Annotated in this window: 20 protein-coding genes and 2 pseudogenes; 11 read left to right on the top strand and 11 right to left on the bottom strand. The window is 69.1% G+C overall.

The window, feature by feature from the left end; translation table 11 throughout:
* Positions 1 to 71: 71 nt before the first annotated feature.
* The gene (locus KCH87_RS39235; RefSeq protein ID WP_210592668.1) at positions 72 to 479 is read left to right on the top strand and encodes a helix-turn-helix domain-containing protein; all 408 of its coding nucleotides are present in this window, start codon (positions 72 to 74) and stop codon (positions 477 to 479) included.
* Here KCH87_RS39235 and KCH87_RS39230 read toward each other — a convergent pair.
* Both KCH87_RS39230 and KCH87_RS39225 read right to left on the bottom strand, forming a co-directional pair.
* A complete protein-coding gene (locus KCH87_RS39230; RefSeq protein WP_210592667.1) occupies positions 476 to 949 on the bottom strand; it encodes a MarR family winged helix-turn-helix transcriptional regulator in 474 nt (157 codons plus the stop codon). The genes KCH87_RS39235 and KCH87_RS39230 overlap by 4 nt on opposite strands.
* A 43-nt stretch (positions 950 to 992) precedes the next feature.
* Positions 993 to 1,463: a hypothetical protein gene (locus KCH87_RS39225; RefSeq protein WP_210592666.1), complete on the bottom strand. Its 471-nt coding sequence runs from the start codon at positions 1,461 to 1,463 to the stop codon at positions 993 to 995.
* Positions 1,464 to 1,579: 116 nt separating this feature from the next.
* On the opposite strand from KCH87_RS39225, the gene KCH87_RS39220 reads away from it, so the two are divergent.
* The gene (locus tag KCH87_RS39220; RefSeq protein WP_210592665.1) at positions 1,580 to 1,915 is read left to right on the top strand and encodes a YnfA family protein; all 336 of its coding nucleotides are present in this window, start codon (positions 1,580 to 1,582) and stop codon (positions 1,913 to 1,915) included.
* 24 nt (positions 1,916 to 1,939) lie between these two features.
* Here KCH87_RS39220 and KCH87_RS39215 read toward each other — a convergent pair whose 3' ends face one another.
* Positions 1,940 to 2,374: an ester cyclase gene (locus KCH87_RS39215; protein WP_210592664.1), complete on the bottom strand. Its 435-nt coding sequence runs from the start codon at positions 2,372 to 2,374 to the stop codon at positions 1,940 to 1,942.
* Positions 2,375 to 2,537: 163 nt separating this feature from the next.
* Between KCH87_RS39215 and KCH87_RS39210 the strand changes: the two genes are divergently transcribed.
* Both KCH87_RS39210 and KCH87_RS39205 read left to right on the top strand, forming a co-directional pair.
* Positions 2,538 to 3,305: an SDR family NAD(P)-dependent oxidoreductase gene (locus KCH87_RS39210; protein WP_210592663.1), complete on the top strand. Its 768-nt coding sequence runs from the start codon at positions 2,538 to 2,540 to the stop codon at positions 3,303 to 3,305.
* Positions 3,305 to 3,463 (top strand): hypothetical protein, encoded by a 159-nt coding sequence (locus KCH87_RS39205; protein ID WP_210592662.1) that lies wholly within the window; start codon positions 3,305 to 3,307, stop codon positions 3,461 to 3,463. Before KCH87_RS39210 ends, KCH87_RS39205 begins: the two co-directional genes overlap by 1 nt.
* A gap of 22 nt (positions 3,464 to 3,485) precedes the next feature.
* On the opposite strand, the gene KCH87_RS39200 is transcribed toward KCH87_RS39205, so the two are convergent.
* On the bottom strand, positions 3,486 to 4,679 hold the full coding sequence (locus KCH87_RS39200; RefSeq protein WP_210592661.1) for an RtcB family protein: 1,194 nt from the start codon (positions 4,677 to 4,679) through the stop codon (positions 3,486 to 3,488).
* Positions 4,680 to 4,894: 215 nt separating this feature from the next.
* Here KCH87_RS39200 and KCH87_RS39195 point away from each other — a divergent pair, with 215 nt between their 5' ends.
* Together KCH87_RS39195 and KCH87_RS39190 are read left to right on the top strand one after the other, a co-directional pair.
* Positions 4,895 to 5,743, top strand: a complete 849-nt coding sequence (locus KCH87_RS39195) for a DUF3558 domain-containing protein (RefSeq protein WP_210592660.1) — start codon at positions 4,895 to 4,897, stop codon at positions 5,741 to 5,743.
* Positions 5,744 to 5,850: 107 nt separating this feature from the next.
* Entirely contained in the window at positions 5,851 to 6,705 is an 855-nt protein-coding gene (locus tag KCH87_RS39190; protein ID WP_210592659.1) for a DUF3558 domain-containing protein, read from the top strand.
* Positions 6,706 to 6,868: 163 nt separating this feature from the next.
* Here the strand turns inward: KCH87_RS39190 and argG are convergent, their stop codons facing one another.
* A complete protein-coding gene (gene argG, locus KCH87_RS39185) occupies positions 6,869 to 8,284 on the bottom strand; it encodes an argininosuccinate synthase (RefSeq protein ID WP_210592658.1) in 1,416 nt (471 codons plus the stop codon).
* Between the two features lie 200 nt (positions 8,285 to 8,484).
* On the opposite strand from argG, the gene KCH87_RS39180 reads away from it, so the two are divergent.
* Positions 8,485 to 9,747, top strand: a complete 1,263-nt coding sequence (locus tag KCH87_RS39180) for a DUF2637 domain-containing protein (RefSeq protein ID WP_210592657.1) — start codon at positions 8,485 to 8,487, stop codon at positions 9,745 to 9,747.
* Positions 9,748 to 9,812: 65 nt separating this feature from the next.
* Here the strand turns inward: KCH87_RS39180 and lysS are convergent, their stop codons facing one another.
* Positions 9,813 to 11,555 carry a lysine--tRNA ligase gene (gene lysS, locus KCH87_RS39175; protein ID WP_210592656.1) on the bottom strand — a complete coding sequence of 581 codons (1,743 nt, stop codon included), beginning with the start codon at positions 11,553 to 11,555 and terminating at the stop codon, positions 9,813 to 9,815.
* A 244-nt stretch (positions 11,556 to 11,799) separates the two neighbouring features.
* On the opposite strand from lysS, the gene argS reads away from it, so the two are divergent.
* Complete coding sequence (gene argS, locus KCH87_RS39170) at positions 11,800 to 13,554, top strand: arginine--tRNA ligase (protein WP_210592655.1); 1,755 nt, start codon at positions 11,800 to 11,802, stop codon at positions 13,552 to 13,554.
* 275 nt (positions 13,555 to 13,829) lie between these two features.
* Here the strand turns inward: argS and KCH87_RS39165 are convergent, their stop codons facing one another.
* Positions 13,830 to 13,991 carry a hypothetical protein gene (locus KCH87_RS39165; protein WP_210592654.1) on the bottom strand — a complete coding sequence of 54 codons (162 nt, stop codon included), beginning with the start codon at positions 13,989 to 13,991 and terminating at the stop codon, positions 13,830 to 13,832.
* A 48-nt stretch (positions 13,992 to 14,039) separates the two neighbouring features.
* Positions 14,040 to 15,953: pseudogene (locus KCH87_RS50860) on the bottom strand (P-loop ATPase, Sll1717 family).
* 196 nt (positions 15,954 to 16,149) lie between these two features.
* Between KCH87_RS50860 and KCH87_RS39155 the strand changes: the two are divergent.
* The gene (locus tag KCH87_RS39155; RefSeq protein WP_210592653.1) at positions 16,150 to 16,938 is read left to right on the top strand and encodes a DUF4253 domain-containing protein; all 789 of its coding nucleotides are present in this window, start codon (positions 16,150 to 16,152) and stop codon (positions 16,936 to 16,938) included.
* 1 nt (position 16,939) lies between these two features.
* Here KCH87_RS39155 and KCH87_RS39150 read toward each other — a convergent pair.
* Positions 16,940 to 17,597 (bottom strand): annotated as a pseudogene (locus tag KCH87_RS39150) (arylamine N-acetyltransferase).
* A 476-nt stretch (positions 17,598 to 18,073) separates the two neighbouring features.
* On the opposite strand from KCH87_RS39150, the gene KCH87_RS39145 reads away from it, so the two are divergent.
* Positions 18,074 to 18,268 carry a hypothetical protein gene (locus KCH87_RS39145; protein WP_210592652.1) on the top strand — a complete coding sequence of 65 codons (195 nt, stop codon included), beginning with the start codon at positions 18,074 to 18,076 and terminating at the stop codon, positions 18,266 to 18,268.
* Here KCH87_RS39145 and KCH87_RS39140 read toward each other — a convergent pair.
* Entirely contained in the window at positions 18,265 to 19,599 is a 1,335-nt protein-coding gene (locus KCH87_RS39140) for a helix-turn-helix transcriptional regulator (protein ID WP_210592651.1), read from the bottom strand. The two genes, KCH87_RS39145 and KCH87_RS39140, sit on opposite strands and share 4 nt — an antisense overlap.
* A gap of 213 nt (positions 19,600 to 19,812) precedes the next feature.
* Here KCH87_RS39140 and KCH87_RS39135 point away from each other — a divergent pair, with 213 nt between their 5' ends.
* Positions 19,813 to 20,535, top strand: a complete 723-nt coding sequence (locus tag KCH87_RS39135) for a DUF4232 domain-containing protein (RefSeq protein ID WP_210592650.1) — start codon at positions 19,813 to 19,815, stop codon at positions 20,533 to 20,535.
* A gap of 28 nt (positions 20,536 to 20,563) precedes the next feature.
* Here the strand turns inward: KCH87_RS39135 and hemB are convergent, their stop codons facing one another.
* Positions 20,564 to 21,556: a porphobilinogen synthase gene (hemB, locus tag KCH87_RS39130; protein ID WP_210592649.1), complete on the bottom strand. Its 993-nt coding sequence runs from the start codon at positions 21,554 to 21,556 to the stop codon at positions 20,564 to 20,566.
* Positions 21,557 to 21,787 lie beyond the last annotated feature (231 nt).

Genomic DNA, 21,787 nt, shown 5'->3' with positions numbered 1-21,787 from the left:
AACCCTAGGAAGAGCTACTATCTCCTGGTAAGTAGTTACCTGAAGGTGCGTACGTACCCCGGAGGTGAGCCATGGCGACCCGGACCGCGGCCCAGCGGCGTGAACAGGCCCGCGTCGAATACGACGCGTTCCTCCGCAACTGCCCCACCCACCAGCTCGTCGACCGCATCAGCGACAAGTGGGTCTGCCTCGTCATCGCCGCCCTCTCCACCGGGCCGATGCGCTACAGCGACCTCAGCCGCAAGATCGCCGGCGTGAGCCCCAAGATGCTGACGCAGACGCTGCGTTCACTGGAACGCGACGGCGTCCTCTCCCGCACGGTGACCGCGGCCGTACCCGTCCGCGTCGACTACGAACTCACCCCGCTCGGCACCGGCCTCGCCCACGTGCTCACCGCGGTGAAGGACTGGGCGGAGACCCACATCGAGCAGGTCCACGAGGCACGGGACCGGTACGACGCGGAGAGCCGGAGCAGCTAGGCCCGCTCCGCCCGCAGCCGCGCGACCTGCTCCCCGCTGAACTCCACCGTCCGCCTCATGTGCCCGATGATCAGGGCGAGTTCGGCGTCGTCCAGTTCGTCGAAGAGGGCGGACCAGCCGCCGCTCAGCCGCTCCCACATCCGTCCGAACTCGGCGGTCTTCTCCGGCACGGGCGCCACCAGCACCCGCCGCCGGTCGCCCGCGTCCCGCTCCCGGACGACGTACCCCGCCTTCTCCAGCCGGTCCACCAGCCGTGTCGCCGACCCGGTGGTCAGCCCCGTGAGCGCCGCGATCCGGCCCGTCGTCACCGACCCGCCCTCCAGCGTGAGCAGATTCAGACACTGCAGGTCGGTGGGGTGCAGCCCGATGCGGTCGGCGACGGCCTGGTTGAACAGGGCGTACGAGGCCATGTAGCGGCGGGACACCGCGGACAGCTCGTCGAGCAGCCGCGTCCGTGCGTCGCCGGTCATGCCGCCCGCCCTTTCGTCTGCACCGTCCAGAAGTAGTACCTGTCTAGAAGTAGTACTCGTCCCCGGAGTCCAGGACCAGCACCCGCTGCCGGTCGTTGTCCCGGTTGCGGTCCACCGCCCCGCCGTTCCACACCGTGTCGATCTCCAGCAACACCTCGGACGGCGTGCCCCGCAGCCCGACCCGCAGACTGATCTGCTTACCGAGCCCGTCCGCGGACAGCGCCCCGACACGGCACACCACATCCCGCTCCCCGGCCCGCGCACACCCGCCCGGCAGCGTCTGCCCGTCGGCGAGCGGCTCCGACCAGCGCAGCCGCACCGAGGCGTCGGAAACGGCGGACGGCCCGTGATTGCGCGGCGTGAACCGTACGCCGACCCGGCCGGCGGCGATGGACGCGGCACCGTGATAGGCGAGATCGGCCTCGGGGACCGCGTCGGCGACGGCGAGCGGAGCCGCGCCGCCGATCATCATCAGGGCGGCGCCGCACGCCGCCAAAACCCGCGTCGTTCTCATCCAGCCGACTCCTCACTCCACGGTGGTCGTACGGATGTATCCCACGTGGAGCGGGCGACAGGCGCCGTCCAACAGGTGACGCGAACCCCGGAACCGGGGCATGCAAAGCTGCCGACATGCTGATCGTCCGCTCCGCAGCCCTCTTCGTCGTCGCCGCGCTCTTCGAGATCGGCGGCGCCTGGCTGGTCTGGCAGGGCCTGCGCGAGCACCGCGGCTGGCTCTGGATCGGCGGCGGCGTCCTCGCCCTCGGCGCCTACGGCTTCGTCGCCACCTTCCAGCCGGACGCCCACTTCGGCCGCATCCTCGCCGCATACGGCGGCATCTTCGTCGCCGGTTCGATCGCCTGGGGCATGGTCGCCGACGGCTACAAGCCCGACCGCTACGACGTGACGGGCGCACTGATCTGCCTCGCCGGCATGGCAGTGATCATGTACGCGCCGCGAGGACAGTGACGCGGCGGACTCAGGCCGACGGACTCAGGCCGGCAGGTCGGGCAGCAGCCCCAGCTGCTCCAGGAACTCCATCTGGTCGAAGTAGAGGCGATAACTGACGATCCGGCCGTCCCGGACGGTCGCGAAATCAACCCCGCGGATCCTGATCTCCTTCTGCGTGGCGGGCATCGACTCCCCGGACGGCAGCTGGATCGGTCCCGTGTTCCTGCCGCTGAAGAACCCTTCGTCGACGGCGGTGTCCCCGATCTCGTACGCGTACACAGTCTCGAAGGTCCCCTCGGGAACCGCGTCCGTCATCTGCCGCCAGTACTCCACGATGTGGTCGCGCCCATGGATCTCTCCGCCGTCCGGCGTGATCGCCACCGCATCCTCGGCGTAGACCTCGGCGAGCGCCTTGAGATCCGGCGAACCGGTGACCGCCTCGGTGAGCCGGTCCATCACGTCACGAGCTTCACCCATGACCCGCCTCCTCACTGGGGAGAGGATCACCCACCTCATTGTCTCCCCCGGACCGGGCGTCCCGCCCCTTGAACCCGCGCCCGGACACCGCCGCGGCCCACCTATCCTGGCGGACAGGCACACACGCGCACGAAGACCGCCTGGACCCACCTGGAGCTGCCGTATGACCCCCGCCGCCGCGTCCCGTATCGCCGTCATCACCGGTGCCAGCAGCGGCATCGGCGCCGCGACGGCACGGCAACTGGCGGCCGCGGGCTACCGCGTCGTCCTCACCGCCCGCCGCAAGGACCGCATCGAGGCGCTGGCCGAGGAGATCAACCAGGCGGGCCACTCGGCAGCGGCGTACGCCCTGGACGTGACGGACCGCGCGGCGGTCGACGAGTTCGCGAGCGCCTTCAAGACGATCGGCGTCCTCGTCAACAACGCCGGCGGCGCACTCGGCGCCGACCCCGTCGCCACCGGCGACCCGGCCGACTGGCGCCAGATGTACGAAACGAACGTCATCGGCACCCTCAACCTCACCCAGGCCCTGCTCCCCGCCCTCACCGCAAGCGGCGACGGCACGGTGGTCGTCCTCTCCTCCACGGCAGGCCACGGCACCTACGAAGGCGGCGCCGGCTACGTGGCCGCCAAGCACGGCGCCCACGTCCTCGCCGAAACCCTCCGCCTGGAAATCGTGGGCCGGCCGGTCCGGGTCATCGAGATCGCGCCGGGCATGGTCAAGACCGACGAGTTCGCCCTCACCCGCTTCGACGGCGACAAGGAGAAGGCGGAGAAGGTCTACGCAGGCGTCGCGGAGCCCCTGACCGCCGACGACGTAGCCGACACGATCACCTGGGCGGTAACCCGCCCCAGCCACGTCAACATCGACCTCCTCATCGTCCGCCCCCGCGCCCAGGCATCGAACACCAAGGTGCACAGGGAGTTGTGATGCCGGAGAGCGAACAGGAGCAGCACGACCGCGAGCAGCGCCAACTGGCCCTGGAAAAGAAACGCGAACGCATCGTCTGGTACTACCTCGCGTACTTCCTCTTCGGCATCCACATCGTCGCGTTCGTGATGATCTATGCGGTGACGCACGCGAAGTGAGAGGGCCGAAACCCCCTCAGCCTCAGCCCTTCACGCACACGACCTGCTTCAGCTTCGCCACGACCTCCACGAGGTCCCGCTGCTGATCGATGACCTGCTCGATCGGCTTGTACGCACCCGGGATCTCATCCACGACACCGGAGTCCTTACGGCACTCCACGCCCCGCGTCTGCTCCTCCAGGTCCTTCGTCGAGAACCGCCGCTTGGCCGCGTTGCGGCTCATGCGCCGACCGGCGCCGTGCGACGCCGAGTTGAAGGACTTGTCGTTGCCGAGGCCCTTCACGATGTACGAACCTGTGCCCATCGAGCCCGGGATGATGCCGTACTCCCCGGCCCTGGCGCTGATCGCCCCCTTGCGGGTGACGAGCAGGTCCATGCCCTCATAACGCTCACGGCTCACGTAGTTGTGATGACAGCTCACCTCGGGTTCGAAGGTGACCCGGGCCTTCTTGAACTCCTTGCGGATCACGTCCTTGAGGAGAGCCATCATGATCGACCTGTTGTACTTCGCGTACTCCTGCGCCCAGTAGAGATCGTTCTGGTACGCCGCCATCTGCGGGGTGTCCGCGACGAAGACCGCGAGGTCGCGGTCGATCAGCCCCTGGTTGTGCGGAAGCTTCTGGGCTACGCCGATGTGGTGGTCGGCCAGCTCCTTGCCGATGTTCCGGGATCCGGAGTGGAGCATGAGCCAGATCGATCCGTCATCACCTATGCACACCTCTGTGAAGTGGTTTCCGGATCCGAGCGTTCCCATCTGCTTCGTGGCGCGTTCCTGACGGAATTTGACCGCCTCGGCAACCCCGTCGAACCGCCCCCAAAACTCGTCCCACCCCCCGGTAGCGAACCCATGGAACCGCCCCGGCTCCACAGGACTGTCATGCATCCCCCGCCCCACCGGAATCGCCTGCTCGATCTTCGACCGCAGCCGCGACAGATCCCCCGGCAGGTCGTTCGCCGTCAGCGACGTCTTCACCGCCGACATCCCGCACCCGATGTCCACCCCCACCGCCGCGGGACAGACGGCCCCGCGCATGGCGATGACGGACCCGACCGTCGCGCCCTTTCCGTAGTGCACGTCCGGCATGACGGCGAGGCCCTTGATCCAGGGCAGGGTTGCCACGTTCCGGAGCTGCTGGAGTGCCACGTCCTCGACTGTCGCCGGGTCGGTCCACATACGGATGGGTACCTTCGCGCCCGGCATTTCCACGTACGACATATCGCCCTCGATCCCCCATGAAAAAATAAAAGACTCAAACCGCAAAACCCGCGCCAAGGTCCACGAAAGAGACAACGGACCGGCGTCCACGGTGTTGCGTGCGATACACATTGTCTCCAGCGGGCACCCCCGCGCGGCAAGCGATTAACCAGCGGGGACACTGGCAGAGCGGGCAAGCGGGCCCGGTACGAGACACCGTCGAGAGGAGCCTGACCGTGCAGCGGAAGGCGTACGTACCCGGCGTCGCAGCGCTTCTCGCGGCGCTGCTGGCCGGCTGCACCGGCGGCTCGGCGGACGGCGGTACGACGGACAACTCCAACGCCGGCGACACCGGCACCACGGCCGCCGAGGCCCAGCCGGGCCGCTACCGCACACTCCCGGAACCGTGCGGCGTCGTGAGCCAGGGGACCCTCGACTCGCTCCTGCCCGGCATCAAGCAGATCCCGAACGGGGAGCAGCGCGAGAACGCCTACGCGGGCACCCCGACGTTGACGTACGACACGGACCGGAAGGTCGGCTGTCGGTGGAAGGTCGAGTCGACGGACGCGACCGACCATCTTCTGGTCGACTTCGAGCGGGTGGTGTCGTACGAGAACGCCGTCAGCGACGACAGTGAGGCGCAGTCGCTGTTCGCGACGAGGGAGGAGGCGGCCGACCTTCCCGAGCCGACGGTTTCGGCGTCGGGTTCCGCGTCGGAGTCGGAGTCGGCGACTCCGTCGGACTCCGCGTCCGCCTCCTCGTCCCCCTCCGGGTCCGCGTCGGGTTCCGACTCCGCCGATCCGAGTTCCAGCGGCAGCACGTCCCCGTCCGCCACGCCGTCCGACCTTCAGCCTCGTGTCCTGGAGGGTCTCGGCGACGAGGCGTTCCTGGACGACGCGTTGAGCAGTGCCGGTTCGACGGCCCGGCAGCGCACGGTGACTGTGGCGTTCCGCACGTCGAATGTGATGGTGACCATCCAGTACGAGGAGCAGCCGGCGACGATCGGCATCGTGCCGGACAGCAAGGAAATGCAGGACAGGGCACGGAAACTGGCCGCCGAGCTGGCGGAGTCGCTCGCCGAATAGCGTGCCGTTCGGCCCGTTTGCAAAGCGGGTGAACCAGGAACGCACAACTCCTTCACCGCGTACCGTGGCCCCTCGGACCCGATCCGACCGCAGGAGCCGCAAGCGTGATGAGTGAAGGAACCATGCAGCAACCAGCACAGCGCGATCAGCGCGCGAAGCGCCTCAACCGCGTCCTCGTCGGCGCGGCCGTAGTCCCTGTGATGCTGATCGCCGCCGGCTGTTCCTCCGACTCCGGTTCCGACTCCGGGTCCACTCCGGGCTCGGACGACGCCGGAAAGAGCGCGAACAGCGGGGCTTCGGCGTCCGTGAGCGCGTCGCCGACGGTGCAGGCGGCGGCGTACAGCAAGCTTCCGGATTCGTGTGCGGTGCTGTCGAAGAAGACGTTGGGTGATCTCGTACCGAAGGCCAGCAAGTCCGGCAAGGCGGGTAAGTCGGACGATGCGTCGTCGCGTGGCAACTGCTCTTGGAGCAGCCTGGACGACAACGGCGTGAAGGGCTCGCAGTTCCGCTGGCTCAATGTCTCGTTGAACCGCTTCGACTCGGACACCACGCGTGGCGCCGGCGACGAGCTGGCTCAGGAGTACTACGACAAGCAGGTCCAGGCCGCCCAGGGCGTGGACGGTGCGAAGGGCGTCAAGTCCGAGCCGGTCGCGGGTACGGGCGACCAGGCGACGTCGGTGCGCTACGACCTGAAGAAGAAGGAGGGGTCCTTCAAGCAGCAGACGGTCGTGGTGCGGGTCGAGAACGTCGTGGTGACGCTCGACTACAACGGCGCGGGTCTGGCGGGCGAGAAGACCCCGAGCGCCGACACCCTCTCCAAGTCGGCACAGAAGGCCGCCAAGGAGGCCGTTGCGGCGGTGTCCAAGGCCAACGGCAGCGGGGCGCCCTCGGCGTCCAAGTCACCTTCCAGGTCGGCAAGTTCTTCGCCGTCGAAGTCCCCGTCCAAGTCCGCCGCCAACTAATAAGTCGCGGTTTCTGCCGCGCCCCAAAGGGGCGCGGGGAACTGCGCGCCCAGCCACGACGAACCCGCAGCCAAACCACCGGACCTCCAGCGGAGCCCTGGCGCTGGCGGCGCGAAGAACAGGCCCCGGCTGCAGCGCGCCCACACCACAGCCGGACCGCAGGTCAGTCCGTGCCGGACTCGATCGCCGCATGATCCAGCGCATCGGGATCGACCGGCGCGGTCTCGTCCCCGGCCGAAATGGCTTCCGCGCCACCCGGGGGCAGTTCGCCGATGAGGCCGTTCCACGCGGTGAGCCGGCCGTGCGCGGCGTACTGCTCCAGCTTGGTCCGGGAGTCGGCGATGTCGAGGTTGCGCATGGTCAGCTGGCCGATGCGGTCGTCGGGGACGAACGCGGCGGTGACACTGCGCTCCATGGACAGCTTCTCGGGGTGGTAGCTGAGGTGCGGCCCGGTGGTGTCGAGGACGGTGTAGTCGTTCCCGCGCCGCAGCCGCACGGTGACGCTGCCGGTGATGGGGAAGCCGACCCAGCGCTGGAGGCTCTCGCGGAGCATGAGCGCCTGTGGGTCGAACCAGCGGCCCTCGTAGAGGAGGCGGCCGAGCCGGCGTCCCTCGCCGTGGTACATGGCGACGGTGTCCTCGTTGTGGACGGCGTTGAGCAGCCGCTCGTAGGCGATGTGCAGCAGCGCCATGCCGGGGGCCTCGTAGATGCCGCGGCTCTTGGCCTCGATGATGCGGTTCTCGATCTGGTCGGACATGCCGAGCCCGTGCCGGCCGCCGATGGCGTTGGCCTCCTGGACCAGGTCGACCGGTGACTCGAAGGCGCGCCCGTTGATGCGCACCGGCCGTCCGTCCTCGAACTCCACGGTGACGTCCTCGGCCGCGATCTCGACCTCGGGGTCCCAGAAGCGGACGCCCATGATCGGGGAGACGATCTCCAGCGAGGTGTCGAGGTATTCCAGCCGCTTGGCTTCGTGGGTGGCGCCCCAGATGTTGGCGTCCGTCGAGTAGGCCTTCTCGGCGGAGTCCCGGTAGGGCAGGTCCCGTTCGGCCAGCCAGGCGGACATCTCGTGCCGGCCGCCGAGTTCGGTGACGAAGGCCTGGTCGAGCCAGGGCTTGTAGATCCTGAGGGCGGGGTTGGCGAGCAGGCCGTAGCGGTAGAACCGCTCGATGTCGTTGCCCTTGTAGGTGGACCCGTCGCCCCAGATGGAGACGTCGTCCTCGCGCATCGCGCGCACCAGCAGGGTGCCTACGACGGCCCGGCCGAGCGGGGTGGTGTTGAAGTACGCCTGTCCGGCCGACCGGATGTGGAAGGCACCGCACGCGAGCGCGGCCAGGCCTTCCTCGACCAGGGCCTCTCGGCAGTCGACGAGCCGTGCCTGCTCGGCACCGTAGGCGCGGCCGCGCGCGGGCACGTCGGCGAGGTCCGGCTCGTCGTACTGGCCGATGTCCGCCGTATAGGCATAAGGCATGGCGCCGCGCTCCCGCATCCACGCCACTGCGACAGAGGTGTCCAAACCGCCGGAGAACGCGATTCCGACCCGCTCACCGACTGGAAGTTTATTCAGTACCTTCGACATGTATGCAGTCTAGACCCGCGGCCCGGAGTCATACCATCCGCAGCATGTGAGGGTTCGGCCACGCCGCGGCGGACGATCTCGGGGGACGCCATCCAGTTCACGCGCACTGCGGCGGCCCACTTCCATACCGGCAACGCACCCGACGCACAGGTGTGCCACCCTGTTGCGCGCAACAACACGCACTGGGAGGGGAGTACGGGGTGGCCGCGCCACTGAAGCTGACACGCACGCACCGGATACTCATCGGAGTAGTCGTCGCCGGTGCCGTCATCATCGCCGGTATCGGCTTTGCGGGTTCGTATGCCGCCGTCCGCGAACTGGCTCTCAAGAAGGGCTTCGGGGACTTCAGTTACGTCTTCCCGATCGGCATCGACGCGGGTATCTGCGTCCTCCTTGCCCTGGATCTGCTCCTCACCTGGATACGGATCCCCTTCCCCCTCCTGCGCCAGACGGCGTGGCTGCTGACGGTGGCGACGATCGCCTTCAACGGCGCGGCGGCCTGGCCGGACCCGCTGGGCGTGGGTATGCACGCGGTGATCCCGATCCTGTTCGTGGTCTCGGTCGAGGCCGCGCGCCACGCGATCGGCCGCATAGCGGACATCACGGCGGACAAGCACATGGAGGGAGTCCGCATGACCCGCTGGCTCCTCTCCCCGCTCCCCACGTTCCTTCTGTGGCGCCGGATGAAGCTGTGGGAGCTCCGCTCCTACGACCAGGTCATCAAGCTCGAACAGGAGCGCCTCGTCTACCAGGCCCGTCTCCGCTCCCGCTTCGGCCGCGGCTGGCGCCGCAAGGCCCCGGTGGAGTCCCTGATGCCGCTGCGTCTGGCGAGGTACGGCGTCCCGCTGGCGAACACGGCCCCGGCGGGCCTGGCGGCGGCGGGGATCGAGCCGGCACTGATACCTCCGGCGCCGAAGCAGGAACTCAAGGCGGAGGTTGCGGACACCCCCGCGCTGGAGGAGGCGCCTCCCGTCGAGCAGTTCCCGCGACGTGAGGACGCTCCCGACGCCGAGCAGCTTGCCTACGCACCCGAGCCGGAGCAGAACCTCTGGCTCCACGCCCGCGACCCGCAGGACATCGCCTACCAGGGCGGCTACGACCCGACGTACGAGCCGGCGTACGACCCGCAAGCGGCGTACGCCCAGCAGCAGTACTTCGAGGAACCCACCCTCCCCGAACCTTCGATGGAGGAAACCGGCAGTTTCCCCATCCCGGTGAGCCCGGGCCGTACCCGCGAACTCGGCGAGGGCGGGGGTACGCCCGCCGCCGACCCGACCGAGGAGGACTACTACCTGGTCTTCAAGAAGTCGATAGGCACCACCGGCTACCCGACCCCGCGCGAATACAGCGAGAACGTCGAGGCGGAGTTCAGCAGCGCGCTCCCGCCGGACGAGGCCAAGCGCATGGTCAACCGCTTCACGAACCGCTACAACGCGGAACTGGAAGAGGACCACATCGCATAGAAAAAATCGCAGAGAAAAAGGGGCCCTCATGCGAGGGCCCCTTGATCACTCCCCGAGCAGCGCGGTCACTCCCCGAGCAGCGCCCGTACCCGCTCCTGACCCACCGCCAGCAGCAGCGTGGGCAGCCGGGGCCCGGTGTCCCGGCCCACCAGCAGGTGGTACAGCAGGGCGAAGAACGTCCGCTGGGCGGTCTTGATCTCGGCGGGCAGTTCCTTGGGCGTGGCGTCGGCGGGGAAGCCGGCCTGCACCTTGGGCACGCCGTACACGAGGTGGGTCAGCCCGTCGAGCGACCAGTTCTCGGCGAGCCCGTCGAGCAGCAGTCGCAGGGACTGCTGGGACGCCTCGTCGAGGGACTTCAGCAGGGCGACGTCGGGCTCGTCCCGCACGATGGTGCGCTGGTCGGCGGGGACCTGCGTGTTGATCCAGGCCTCGGCCTTGTCGAACCGCGGCCGTACCTCGTCGAGGGAGGCCAGCGGCTGCTCCGGGTCGAGCTCGGAGAGGATCCGCAGCACCTGGTCCTCGTACCCGGCGGTGATGTCGGCGACGGACGCGAGGGTCCGGTACGGCATCGGCCGCGGCGTACGCGGAAGTTCACCGCCGGCGGTCCGCACCGCGCGGGAGTGCGCGGCGACGTCGGCCGGGAGAGCCGATCCGTCGGTGACCTTCGCGTCCAGCTTGTCCCACTCGTCGTAGAGCCGCTGGATCTCCTGGTCGAAGGCGATCTTGAAGGACTGGTTGGGCCTGCGCCGGGCGTAGAGCCAGCGCAGGAGCTGCGGTTCCATGATCTTCAGGGCGTCGGCGGGAGTGGGCACCCCGCCCCGCGACGAAGACATCTTCGCCATGCCGCTGATGCCCACAAAGGCATACATCGGCCCGATGGGCTGCTTGCCGCCGAAGATCCCGACGATCTGCCCGCCCACCTGGAACGAAGACCCGGGCGAGGAGTGGTCGACCCCACTCGGCTCGAAGACGACACCCTCGTAGGCCCACCGCATGGGCCAGTCGACCTTCCAGACCAGCTTGCCGCGGTTGAACTCGCTCAGCCGCACGGTCTCGGCGAAGCCGCAGGCGTCGCAGGTGTACGACAGCTCGGTCGTGTCGTCGTCGTACGAGGTGACGGTGGTGAGGTCCTTCTCGCAGTTGCCGCAGTAGGGCTTGTACGGGAAGTACCCGGCGGAGCCGGAGCTGCCGTCGTCCTCGGCGGCCGCGCCCGAACCCTCCGCGGCCTCCAGCTCGGCCTCGTCGACGGCCTTCTGCGACTGCTTCTTGGCCGGCGCCTTCTTGGTCCGGTACTGGTCGAGGATCGCGTCGATGTCGCCCCTGTGCTTCATGGCGTGCAGGATCTGCTCGCGGTAGACGCCCGAGGTGTACTGCGCGGTCTGGCTGATCCCGTCGAACTCCACGCCCATCTCGGCGAGGGCGTCGATCATCGCGGCCCTGAAGTGCTCGGCCCAGTTCGGGTACACCGACCCCTTCGGCGCGGGCACGGAGGTCAGCGGCTTGCCGATGTGCTCGGCCCAGGACTTGTCGATCCCTGCGATGCCCTCCGGCACCTTCCGGTAGCGGTCGTAGTCGTCCCAGGAGATGAGGTGCCGGACCTGGTGCCCCCGCCGCCGGATCTCGTCCGCGACGAGATGCGGGGTCATGACCTCGCGCAGGTTCCCGAGGTGGATGGGCCCGGACGGTGACAGCCCGGACGCGACGACGACCGGTTTGCCCGGGGCCCGACGCTCCGACTCCTCGATGACCTCATCCGCGAAACGGGAGACCCAGTCGGTGGTCTCGGTGCTCTGAGCCACGATCGGCACGTCCTTCTTTCTGACATGGGGCAGCCGGTACGGTCGCACGGCTGACCGCTTCATTGTCCCAGGCGGCACGGCATCCACGAAAACGCCTTTTCACGACGGCGCCCCCTTGGCGGCGCAGCCGCCTTTAGGGGCGCGGGGAACTGCGCGACAAGCCCCCACCGGCCCGCAGCCAAAAAACCGCTACACCCCCCATGGGATACTGACCGTGTCTATCTGATCCCACGAGGAGAACGGCTCCCACCCCATGGCCCCGGTCACGTCGCTCACCGATCTCGTCAACCAGCGCCTCACGAACGCCCTCTCGGCCACCCTGCCGGAGGCGGACGTCGACCCGCTGTTGCGACGCAGTGACCGCGCCGATTTCCAGGCCAACGGGATCCTGGCCCTCGCGAAGAAGGCGAAGTCGAACCCGAGGGAGCTGGCGACACAGGTCGTCTCCCGGGTGGTCGCCGGTGACGTGATCAAGGACATCGAGGTCTCCGGCCCCGGCTTCCTCAACATCACGATCACCGACAAGGCGATCACCGACAACCTCGCGAAGCGCTACGCGGACCCCGACCGCCTCGGCGTACCGCCCAAGGACAACGCCGGCGTCACCGTCATCGACTACGCCCAGCCGAACGTGGCGAAGGAGATGCACGTCGGCCACCTCAGGTCGGCGGTGATCGGCGACGCCCTCCGCGGCATGCTCGACTTCACCGGCGAGAAGACGATCGGCCGGCACCACATCGGCGACTGGGGCACCCAGTTCGGCATGCTCATCCAGTACCTGATCGAGAACCCCGGCGAGCTGGCCCCGGCGACGGACGTCGACGGCGAGCAGGCGATGTCGAACCTGAACCGGGTGTACAAGGCGTCGCGCACGGTCTTCGACTCCGACGAGGAGTTCAAGGAGCGGGCCCGGAAGAGGGTCGTGGCTCTCCAGTCGGGAGACAAGGAGACCCTCGACCTGTGGCAGCAGTTCGTGGACGAGTCGAAGGTCTACTTCAACTCGGTCTTCGAGAAGCTGGACATGCGGGTCCGGGACGACGAGATCGTCGGCGAGTCCGCGTACAACGACCTGATGCCTCAGACGGCACGGCTGCTGGAGGAGTCCGGCGTCGCCGTGCGCTCCGAGGGTGCGCTCGTGGTCTTCTTCGACGAGATCCGCGGCAAGGACGACCAGCCGGTGCCACTGATCGTGCAGAAGGCGGATGGCGGCTTCGGCTACGCGGCGAGCGACCTCTCCGCCATCCGGAACCGTGTCTTCGACCTGCATGCGACGACGCTGCTGTACGTCGTGGACGTACGCCAGTCCCTGCACTTCAGGATGGTCTTCGAGACGGCCCGCCGGGCGGGCTGGCTGACCGACGAGGTCACCGCGCACAACATGGGCTACGGCACGGTTCTCGGCGCGGACGGCAAGCCGTTCAAGACCCGTGAGGGCGAGACGGTGAAGCTCGAGGACCTGCTGGACGAAGCGGTGCAGCGGGCCGCCGAGGTCGTGCGGGAGAAGGCACAGGACCTCACCGAGGACGAGATCCAGGAGCGGGCCGTACAGGTCGGCATCGGCGCGGTGAAGTACGCGGATCTGTCGACGTCGCCGAGCCGCGACTACAAGTTCGACCTGGACCAGATGGTGTCGCTGAACGGCGACACGTCCGTGTACCTCCAGTACGCGTACGCCCGGATCCAGTCGATCCTGCGCAAGGCGGGAGACGTACGGCCCTCCGCGCACCCCGAGCTCGGACTCGCCCCGGCAGAGCGCGAACTGGGCCTGCACGTGGACGCGTTCGGTGACACGGTCTTCGAGGCGGCCGCGGAGTACACACCGCACAAGCTGGCCGCCTACCTGTACCAACTGGCGTCCCTCTACACGTCGTTCTACGACAAGTGCCCGGTCCTGAAGGCGGAGACGCCCCAGCAGGTGGAGAACCGCCTGTTCCTGTGCGACGTGACGGCCCGGACGCTGCACCAGGGGATGGCGCTGCTGGGGATCAGGACGCCCGAGCGGCTCTGACGCACGCGAGCCCTCGTACCCCGGTCCGAGGACGTCCAGCGGCTTGCCGCCGGACAGCGCGGCGGCGTGTTCGACCAGCAGCGCGCTCAGTGCGTCGTGGACGGCGGCCGCGTCCTGCGGCCGATCGTCGGGTTGTTTCGCGAGCAGGCTCATGAGCAGGTCGTCCAGCGCCTCGGGCAGGCCCGCGACGCGCGCGCTCGGCGCGACCGGTGCGTCGTCCACCTGCATGCGCATCACGGCCAACGGGGCTTCGCTGGTGAAGGGCGGACGGCCGGTCACCGCGTGGAAGAGGAGACAGCCCAGGGAGTAGAGATCGCCTTGACCGCGACGTTCCGCCGCATCCGCTCGTCCTGCGCGGACCAGACCTGCCCCATACCGCCCGAGCCCAGCACACCGCCGATCCGAAACCGCCCGGCGAGCAGTACGCCCTCCAGCACCTGTGACCTCCCCGACCGCTCTGCGGCTGCTCACCGTTCCGACGTGGCTCAGCTCCTCGCCGAGCTGCCCGAGCTTCCGTACGACCCACCAGCCAGGCGCCGCAACCGCCGTGACTCCTCCTCGATACGGCGGACGACCTCGCCGGCGCCGGTGGTGTCGTCGAGCCCGCCGGCCAGGAGTTGGGCGGCGAGGGTGTCGAAGTAGTGCGTGGTGACCAGGAGCCGGTCTTCCAGATAGAAGGTCGAGCCGGTGTGCGTCGCCATGGTGTTGACCTCGTCGAGCACCCGGTTGATCTGCTGGGTGATCTCGTCCCGGGCGTCGGGTGCCAGGTTCACCGCTCTACTGGTCTGGGCCAGGATGGAGTGGCAGGAGCGCCGCAGTTCGAGCACCAGCCGGTGGTCGCGGGCGATGACCGTGGCCCCCACGTTGTCGGCGAAACCCTGGGGGATGCCCTGGACCAGGCGGTTGGTCGCGACGAGGGGCTCGAAGTGCCGCAGATCGATCGCGCTGGTCGCCCCGAGCGCCGCCCGGAAGCAGGGGTGGACGTGGAACTCCGTCTCATGGGCCTGCACGGGCAGGTCGTCACCCCCGGCGAACACCACGTCGTTGCCTCGGCGTACCCCGAGGAAGCCCACGGCGAAGAGGACGTCGATGATGCCGGGGAGCGTCAGCGCGTCGGCGTACGCCGGGAACAGCCGGTGCAGTGACTCGGCCGCCGCCTCGAAACGGCTGTCGAGGGCGGCCCGCGGGACGACGTACCCGGTGTTCTGGAAGAGCGGGAAGAGGTGCTTGAGGAACGGATGCGCGACGAGGTACTCCAGCGCGAGATCCTTGAGCTTCCAGTCGGAGAACTGCCGCCCCGCCTGGACGACGTCCGCCTCCGTGATCCGGTCCCGCCCGTTGATCAGCCAGGCCGTCTCCTGGCAGAGGTTGAGGAACTGGATGGCGTCCCTCGGCCGGGGCAGACAGCGCCGGAAGAGATAGGCGGCGGTCTCCTCGCCCTCCACGGCCGCGGGGAACAGCTCGCCCTACAGCAGCTCGGCGGTCATCTCCGCCCCCGCGGAAGCCCGCGCGCGGGCCAGGGCGAGATCCCGCAGGGCCTGTTCGGTCCAGGTGATCCGCAGCTCGTCGCCGCGGAACTTGTCGCCCTCACCGAACGACAGCGAGTCGTAGATGTCCGCGCGCAGGAACAGCAGGAACCGCACGGCACCGCCGTACAGGCTCGCCGCGTGCTTGGCGGCGAGCAGCAGCCCGATCACCATCGAGTTGCTGTCCGTCTCCGCCGACCACACCTGCTCCAGCTGGTCGACCATGAGCAGCAGCGGTCCGTGCGCACCGGCACAGCCGAGGTCGGCGAAGGCCTGCGCCACGCCCTGCTCGACGACCTCCAGCTGCCGGGCGGCCTGAGCCCCCTCCGACGGCGCCTGCGCGAGGTCCAGCCCCGCCTTGACCCCGAACGCCTCCAGGGACAGCGAGGTCTGAAGTCCCCGCGCGCCCTGCGCGAGGCGGTCCCCGAGCCGCCCGCCCGCCAGCTCCCCGTTCTGCTTCAGAAACCGCACCAGCGCCTTCACCGAGTCGGGCCTGCGCCGGTGTGCGTCCTTGGCGTGCGTCACCAAGTGGCGAGCGGCATGTACGGCGAACACGTACCGCCAGATCAACGACTTCGCCGAGTCCCCCGGCAGCCCCTGAAGCTCGAACCGCCGGATCTCCTCACCGGCGGTCTCGTCAGGGGTGACCAGCACGGTCCCGGCATGCCGGCCGCCGTCCGCCGACAACCACATGCAGATCGCGCTCTTGCCGGACCCCTTGCGGCCGATGATCAGCATCTTCCGCCCGGACAACGCGGCGCGGTACGCCGCGTTGGGCAGAAAGCCGCCGCGGAGCAACAGCCCCTCCGTCACATCCCGTTCGGCGTCCTCACGCCCGAAGTGCAGCTGCGCGAGTACGGGCCCGTCAGCCATCCCGTCCCCCAAGGTGTCGTCCCGTCGGCCGACACGGTATCGGCATCGCACACGTTCTCGGGACGAACGGACCCACACCACACCGCTTTCCCCAACTCCCTTTTCCTCACCCCCCACATGTCACTCGGAGCAGCGAGGAGCGACGACCTCCGCCCGGCGAAGTCCACTGTCAGTGGCTGCCTCTACAGTCGCTGACATGGCAACTCTTCCCAACCCGCTGCCCACGCTCGCGGCAGACCCGAGTGGCCGGGCACTCGGGCTCGCGCTGCCGCCGGGGCGACTGATCGACGCGACCGACGAAGGCCCTTGGCACGAGCCGTTGTTGTGGCATGCCGAGACCCCGGCGTCGGTCGGTGTGTGGACGAAGCTGGGCGCGCCCGCCGCGCGGGCCGGGCTGCTGCCGGCGCTGATAGAGGTCGACGGGAGTCAAGGCGGTCCGGAGGACTGGGATCTGATGCCCGGGGAGCCGTCGTACCCGGGCGATCATGACGCGGACGAGGTGCTGGAGGAGCTCTGGGAGGACTGCGCGGCGGAGGGGGAGGAATGGCCGGGGCTCGCGGATTTCCCTGAGACTGCCGCCGACCCGGACTCCGTCGCCGCCGACATCGCGGACTCGCTCCTGGACGGCGGCGGGCCGCTGAAGAACCCGTGTCTCGCCCTCGTGCCCGCCCGCCGCAGCGCCGACATTCCCGCGGTGATCGGCTGGACGGGCCCGGCGAATCATGAGGGCGACGTGGCCCGCCTGTGCGCCGTGCTCCGTTCCTGGGAGGACCGCTTCGGCATACGGGTCGTGGCGCTCGGTTTCGACCATCTGCTCGTGTCGGTCGCGGCGCCGCCCTCGACACCGGCCGAGGCGGAGGCACTGGCCGCCGAGCACTTCGCGTTCTGCCCGGACAACATCTGGCAGGGCAGCGACACCACCCTGCGCGCCTACGCCGAGCGCCGGCTGCTCAACCAGCCGGCCTGGCACTTCTGGTGGGACTGAGTCACGTCAGCAGCGTCGCCCCGTCGGGGGCCGTGATCCCGAACTCCTCGTCCAGGATCCGGCGTACCTCCGTCTCCTCCGCAATCTCAAGCTCGGTGACGGTGCCGTCCGCGCGGGTCTCTGTCAGAACGCGTCCGTTGAGGAGGAGGTGGCGGTCCGGGGTGACGCGCTGGACGTAGAGGCGCTGGGTGAAGGGGGAGCGCGGGTTGGTGCCGATGTGCCAGTTGATGACCTCGAAGTCGGGTTCCTCGAACGGCTCCAGGGTGAACGCGTACTGCCCCTCCCAGGAGTCCCCGTGGTACGCCTCCAGCACCCACATCTCCAGGGGCCCGTCGTGCGGGACGTGGACCAGCCGGTGCCGGCGTCCGGCATCCGTGAACTCCACGCCCGCCGTCAGCGGCACCGGCTCCAGCAGCGCCATGTGGGTGCGCGGGCGGCACTCGATGCGGTCCGCGGCGGCCGTGGACCAGCTTGGCCAGCAGGTCGGCGGGGTCGAGAGAGGGGGCGGTACGGGTCAGGGCCTCCAGGTTCTCGAACGGAATGGCCCGCATGTGCGCCAGATGCACACCACGCAGCGTCGCCGCGTCGGCCCGCCGCTCCCCCGCCCAGCCGATCCGCCCGAGATACGCGTCGAGGTCGAACTTCACCGTGTCGGACATGACCTCACCCTAGGGAAGACCCACGGTGAATCCGCGGTCAGTCCGCCCCGGCGGCCTGGCTCATCGCCGCGTTGAACTCCGCGGACAGCCCGGGATGTCGGGCGAGGTGGCTGAAGAAGTCCGTGGGGATGTCCCGTACCGGCGAACCACCGATGGAGCGCGCCCGCGCGGCGGGACGGCGGCGCGGGCTCGACGACGGTCACGTGGCGGCTCTTCGGGACGATGACGCTCGGTTTCTGCCTGCACCCTGAGGAACTACATGCCGCCTACAAGCAGGTTTCCCCGATCCGGACAGCGGCACAGCACGCGCGGCCGTCCCGCACCCCGTCCCAGGGAAGGCGCATCCACGCAGGTCAGAAGCCATCCCACCGATCCCGCGTCCCGAATCCCCGGCCGGCACTGGCGGCCGGGGCCGATCACCACGCAAGCTGAAGCCCTCCCCAGAGGTCCCAGCAGCCACCACCGAAAGGGCCACCATGTCCGCACGCCCCGCCGCCAGTACCCGGCTGCTCGCCGCGACGACGGCCGCGCTCGCCACCCTCGTACTCACGGGCATGCTCGCCGGGTGCGAGGACGGCGAGGGCCTGCGCGACGAGGGCCCGTCGGCCATGACCGGCTCGACGCCTGCCGTCACCCCGCCCCCGGCCTCCACATCACCGACGACCCGCTAGGACCCCTGCTCGGGCGACTCGACCCACTCCTCGCCGCCGAGCGGGAACTCGTACGCGGGACGGCCGTTGTTGCCGCTCGTGCGGAACGGCTCACCGCCGTCGTCGATGACCGACGTGCCCTTCTGTGAACCGCTGGACCAGTCCAACTCCAGGTACCAGCGCACGTCGTACGCCGAGGCGTCGGCCGTGATGCGGAAGACCTCCGGGTCCGACTCACTCACCTTGAACGGGAAGTCCCGCTGCCCGGACCCGGCCACCACGACCGGACGGGCCGCGTCGAGGGCGACGGTGAAGGGCCGGGTCGGCACGCTGCCGCCGCAACCGACGCCCATCACATAGTCGTTCCAGGCCGGCGGCGTGTCCTTGCCGACCACATGGACCGTGAGCCGGTCCAGGACCACGGTCTGCTTCCCGGTGCCCTGCACGGTCAGCGTCACCAACTGCTCCCCCGCCGACACCGCCCCTTCCGCCGACACCCACGCCGTCGCGTCCTGTTCGAAGGGCGGCGGAGGCACCTTGGTCGAGGGCTCGTCGATCAGGTAGTGCTGGGAGCAGGGGCCTTCCCAGGTGTACGGCCGTGTGGCCACGGTCAGAGGCGGACCGGCGTCGGCATCATCACCGGCCGGTGCGCCGGTGTCACCCCCGCCCGTACGGGACGCGGAGGGGGAGGCGGACGGCGTGGTCTTCCCGCCGGGCCCGGTGTCCTTCGCGGTGGGCCTGGGCGAGGTCTTCGTCGGCGGGGCGGAGACGCCCTCCTTCGACGCCGAGCCGACGGGACTGCGCCGGCCGTCGTCGCCCTCACCCTCGGACAGAGGATTCACGGCGAAGGCGACGGCACCGAGGACGGCGGCCACGGCGACGCCGGAGAGGACGGCCGTACGGCGACGGAGACGTCGGGGCGACGGCCACCGCGCAGGACCGCCGGAGCTCTCATCGGGGCCCTCGCGATGCTCAGAGCCGCCCGCGGACCCACCGGCCGCAGCCACCTCCACCGCACCACCCGCAGGGGCCGCATCACCCACAGGAACCGTCTCCGACTCGGCCACCCCCGCGATCGCGTCCTCCGCCCCCTTGCGGGAGCCCCGCAGCGCGTCGGCCAGCACCCACCGCCGGTGCAGCTCCACCAGCTCCGTGGGCGACGCCTTGCAGAGGCGGGCGAGTCGCTCGACGGGCGCGTAGTCCGTGGGTACGGCGTCCCCGTTGCAGTACCGGTGCAGCGTCGACGTACTCATATGCAGCCGTTTGGCCAGCACCCCGTAGCTCAGCCCGGAGCGGTCCTTCAGCCCCCGCAGAAGCGCCGCGAAACCGCCCGCGGCAGTGCCTTCCGACACCGTTCCTCCAACCCCATCGTCCCGTTCCCCGTTCCAGGGAACGGACGTTTCCCCACGTCAGACCCCTACAGGCGTTCCAGTGTCCCTGATCGCCCGCCGAACGCTGCGGCTGGGACGAAATATCCCACAGGCTCTCCTCATCCACAGCACGCCGCCCCCGGCAAGGGACAGGCGGCGGGCACCGAACCCGCTCATACGGACAAGGAACCAACCATGCGCACCTTCCGCCACGCCCGCCTCCTGGCCGCCGCAGGCATCACCGTCGCGACCCTCGCACTCACCGCCTGCGAGAACGGGACGGGCACCAAGGACGAGGGTGCATCGACGCCCAATACGGCGACGTCGAAGTCTTCGGGCTCCCAGCAGTCGACGCAGAACCCGAACCCGAACTCGAACCCGAACTCGAACTCGAACCCGGACTCGGACTCGGACTCGAACTCCGGGAGCACCTCACACACCGAGCAGCCCACTCAGCAGGACGGCGACAAGACCACCGAGCAGTCCTCGCCGAACCTCACCATCTGCAACGGCTCCAACACCAGGACCACCGCCCGCCCCGTCTCCCGGCCGCTCAACACCATGCTGCTCACGGTGACCAACACCGGCTCGAAGCCCTGCTCGCTGATGTACTACCCGGTGATCCGCTTCGACGAGATGCAGTGGGTGCCCCAGCCGACGGACGCCAGCAAGCCGCAGGCCGTGCCGACCCTCAACCCCGGCGACTCCGGCTACGCGGGCGTCCTCCTCGCCTCGGCCGACGGCAGCGGCGACGGCGGCACCACCGCCAAGAAGCTCACGGTCGCGTTTCAGGGCAAGACCCCGAACAGCTCCGGCGGCGCCTCCGCAACTCCGACGCTGCCGGCCAAGGACGTCTTCTACGACAGCTCGATGTCCGTCACCTACTGGCAGCAGGAGATGGCGGGCGCCCTGAGCTGACCGCCCCCGATAAGGCGAAGGCGGCCAACTACCTCACCTTCTGGGCCACTTCGGTCGCCCAGTAGGTGAGGATGTTCCGCGCACCGGCCCGCTTGATCCCGGTCAGCGTCTCCAGGATCGCCCGGTCCCGGTCGATCCAGCCCTTCTCGGCGGCGGCCTCGATCATCGAGTACTCGCCGGAGATCTGATAGGCGGCGACCGGCACATCCACGGCATCCGCGACCCGCGCCAGAACGTCGAGATAGGGCCCGGCAGGCTTCACCATCACCATGTCGGCCCCTTCCTCCAGATCAAGGGCCAGCTCCCGCAGCGACTCGCGCACATTGGCGGGATCCTGCTGATAGGTCTTCCGGTCACCCTGCAACGACGAGGCAACAGCCTCCCGGAACGGCCCATAAAAAGCGGAGGAGTACTTGGCGGTGTAGGCAAGAACCGCCACATCCTCCCGCCCGATCTGATCAAGAGCGTCCCGGACGACCCCGATCTGCCCGTCCATCATCCCGCTGGGCCCCACCACATGCGCCCCGGCATCGGCCTGCACCTGAGCCATCTCGGCATACCGCTCAAGGGTGGCGTCATTGTCCACCCGCCCTTGATCATCAAGCACCCCGCAATGCCCATGATCAGTGGTCTCATCCAGACACAGATCGGACATCACCAACAGCTCGTCGCCGACCTCGGCCCGCACATCCCGGAGGGCGACCTGGAGAATCCCGTCCGGATCGGTCCCAGGAGTCCCGATCCCATCCTTCTTGGACTCCTCCGGCACCCCGAACAGCATGATCCCGGACACCCCCGCCGCCACAGCCTCGGCAGCCGCCTTCTTCAGACTGTCCCGAGTGTGCTGCACAACCCCGGGCATGGCCGCGATCGCCACCGGCTCGCTCACTCCCTCCCGCACGAACGCGGGAAGGATGAAGTCGGCCGGATGCAGCCGAGTCTCGGCAACCATCCGCCGCATGACAGGCGTGGTCCGCAGCCGACGAGGACGCGCACCGGGAAAAGAACCGTACTTCGTCATGCAACGAGGCTACGCCCGACCGCCCCCCGCCTTTGCCGACGAGCCGTCGGGAGACCCCACGACGAAAAGCCACGACGCACCCGCAGCGGCCCACGGCGGCAAGGGGCCGTGGCGGGGGTGTCCGCCCGCAGCGGTTGGCGCGTCAACGCGGGCGAGTTGGTAAGAGACCGATTCCGCGCCGTTCCGAGGACGGACACCCCCCCCCCCCCACCCCCTCCCCCTCCCCCCCCT

Origin of the sequence: Streptomyces sp. GESEQ-35 (assembly GCF_017948485.1) — a bacterium.
Classification (GTDB): domain Bacteria; phylum Actinomycetota; class Actinomycetes; order Streptomycetales; family Streptomycetaceae; genus Streptomyces.
This window is presented reverse-complemented; position numbering and strand designations above follow the sequence as displayed.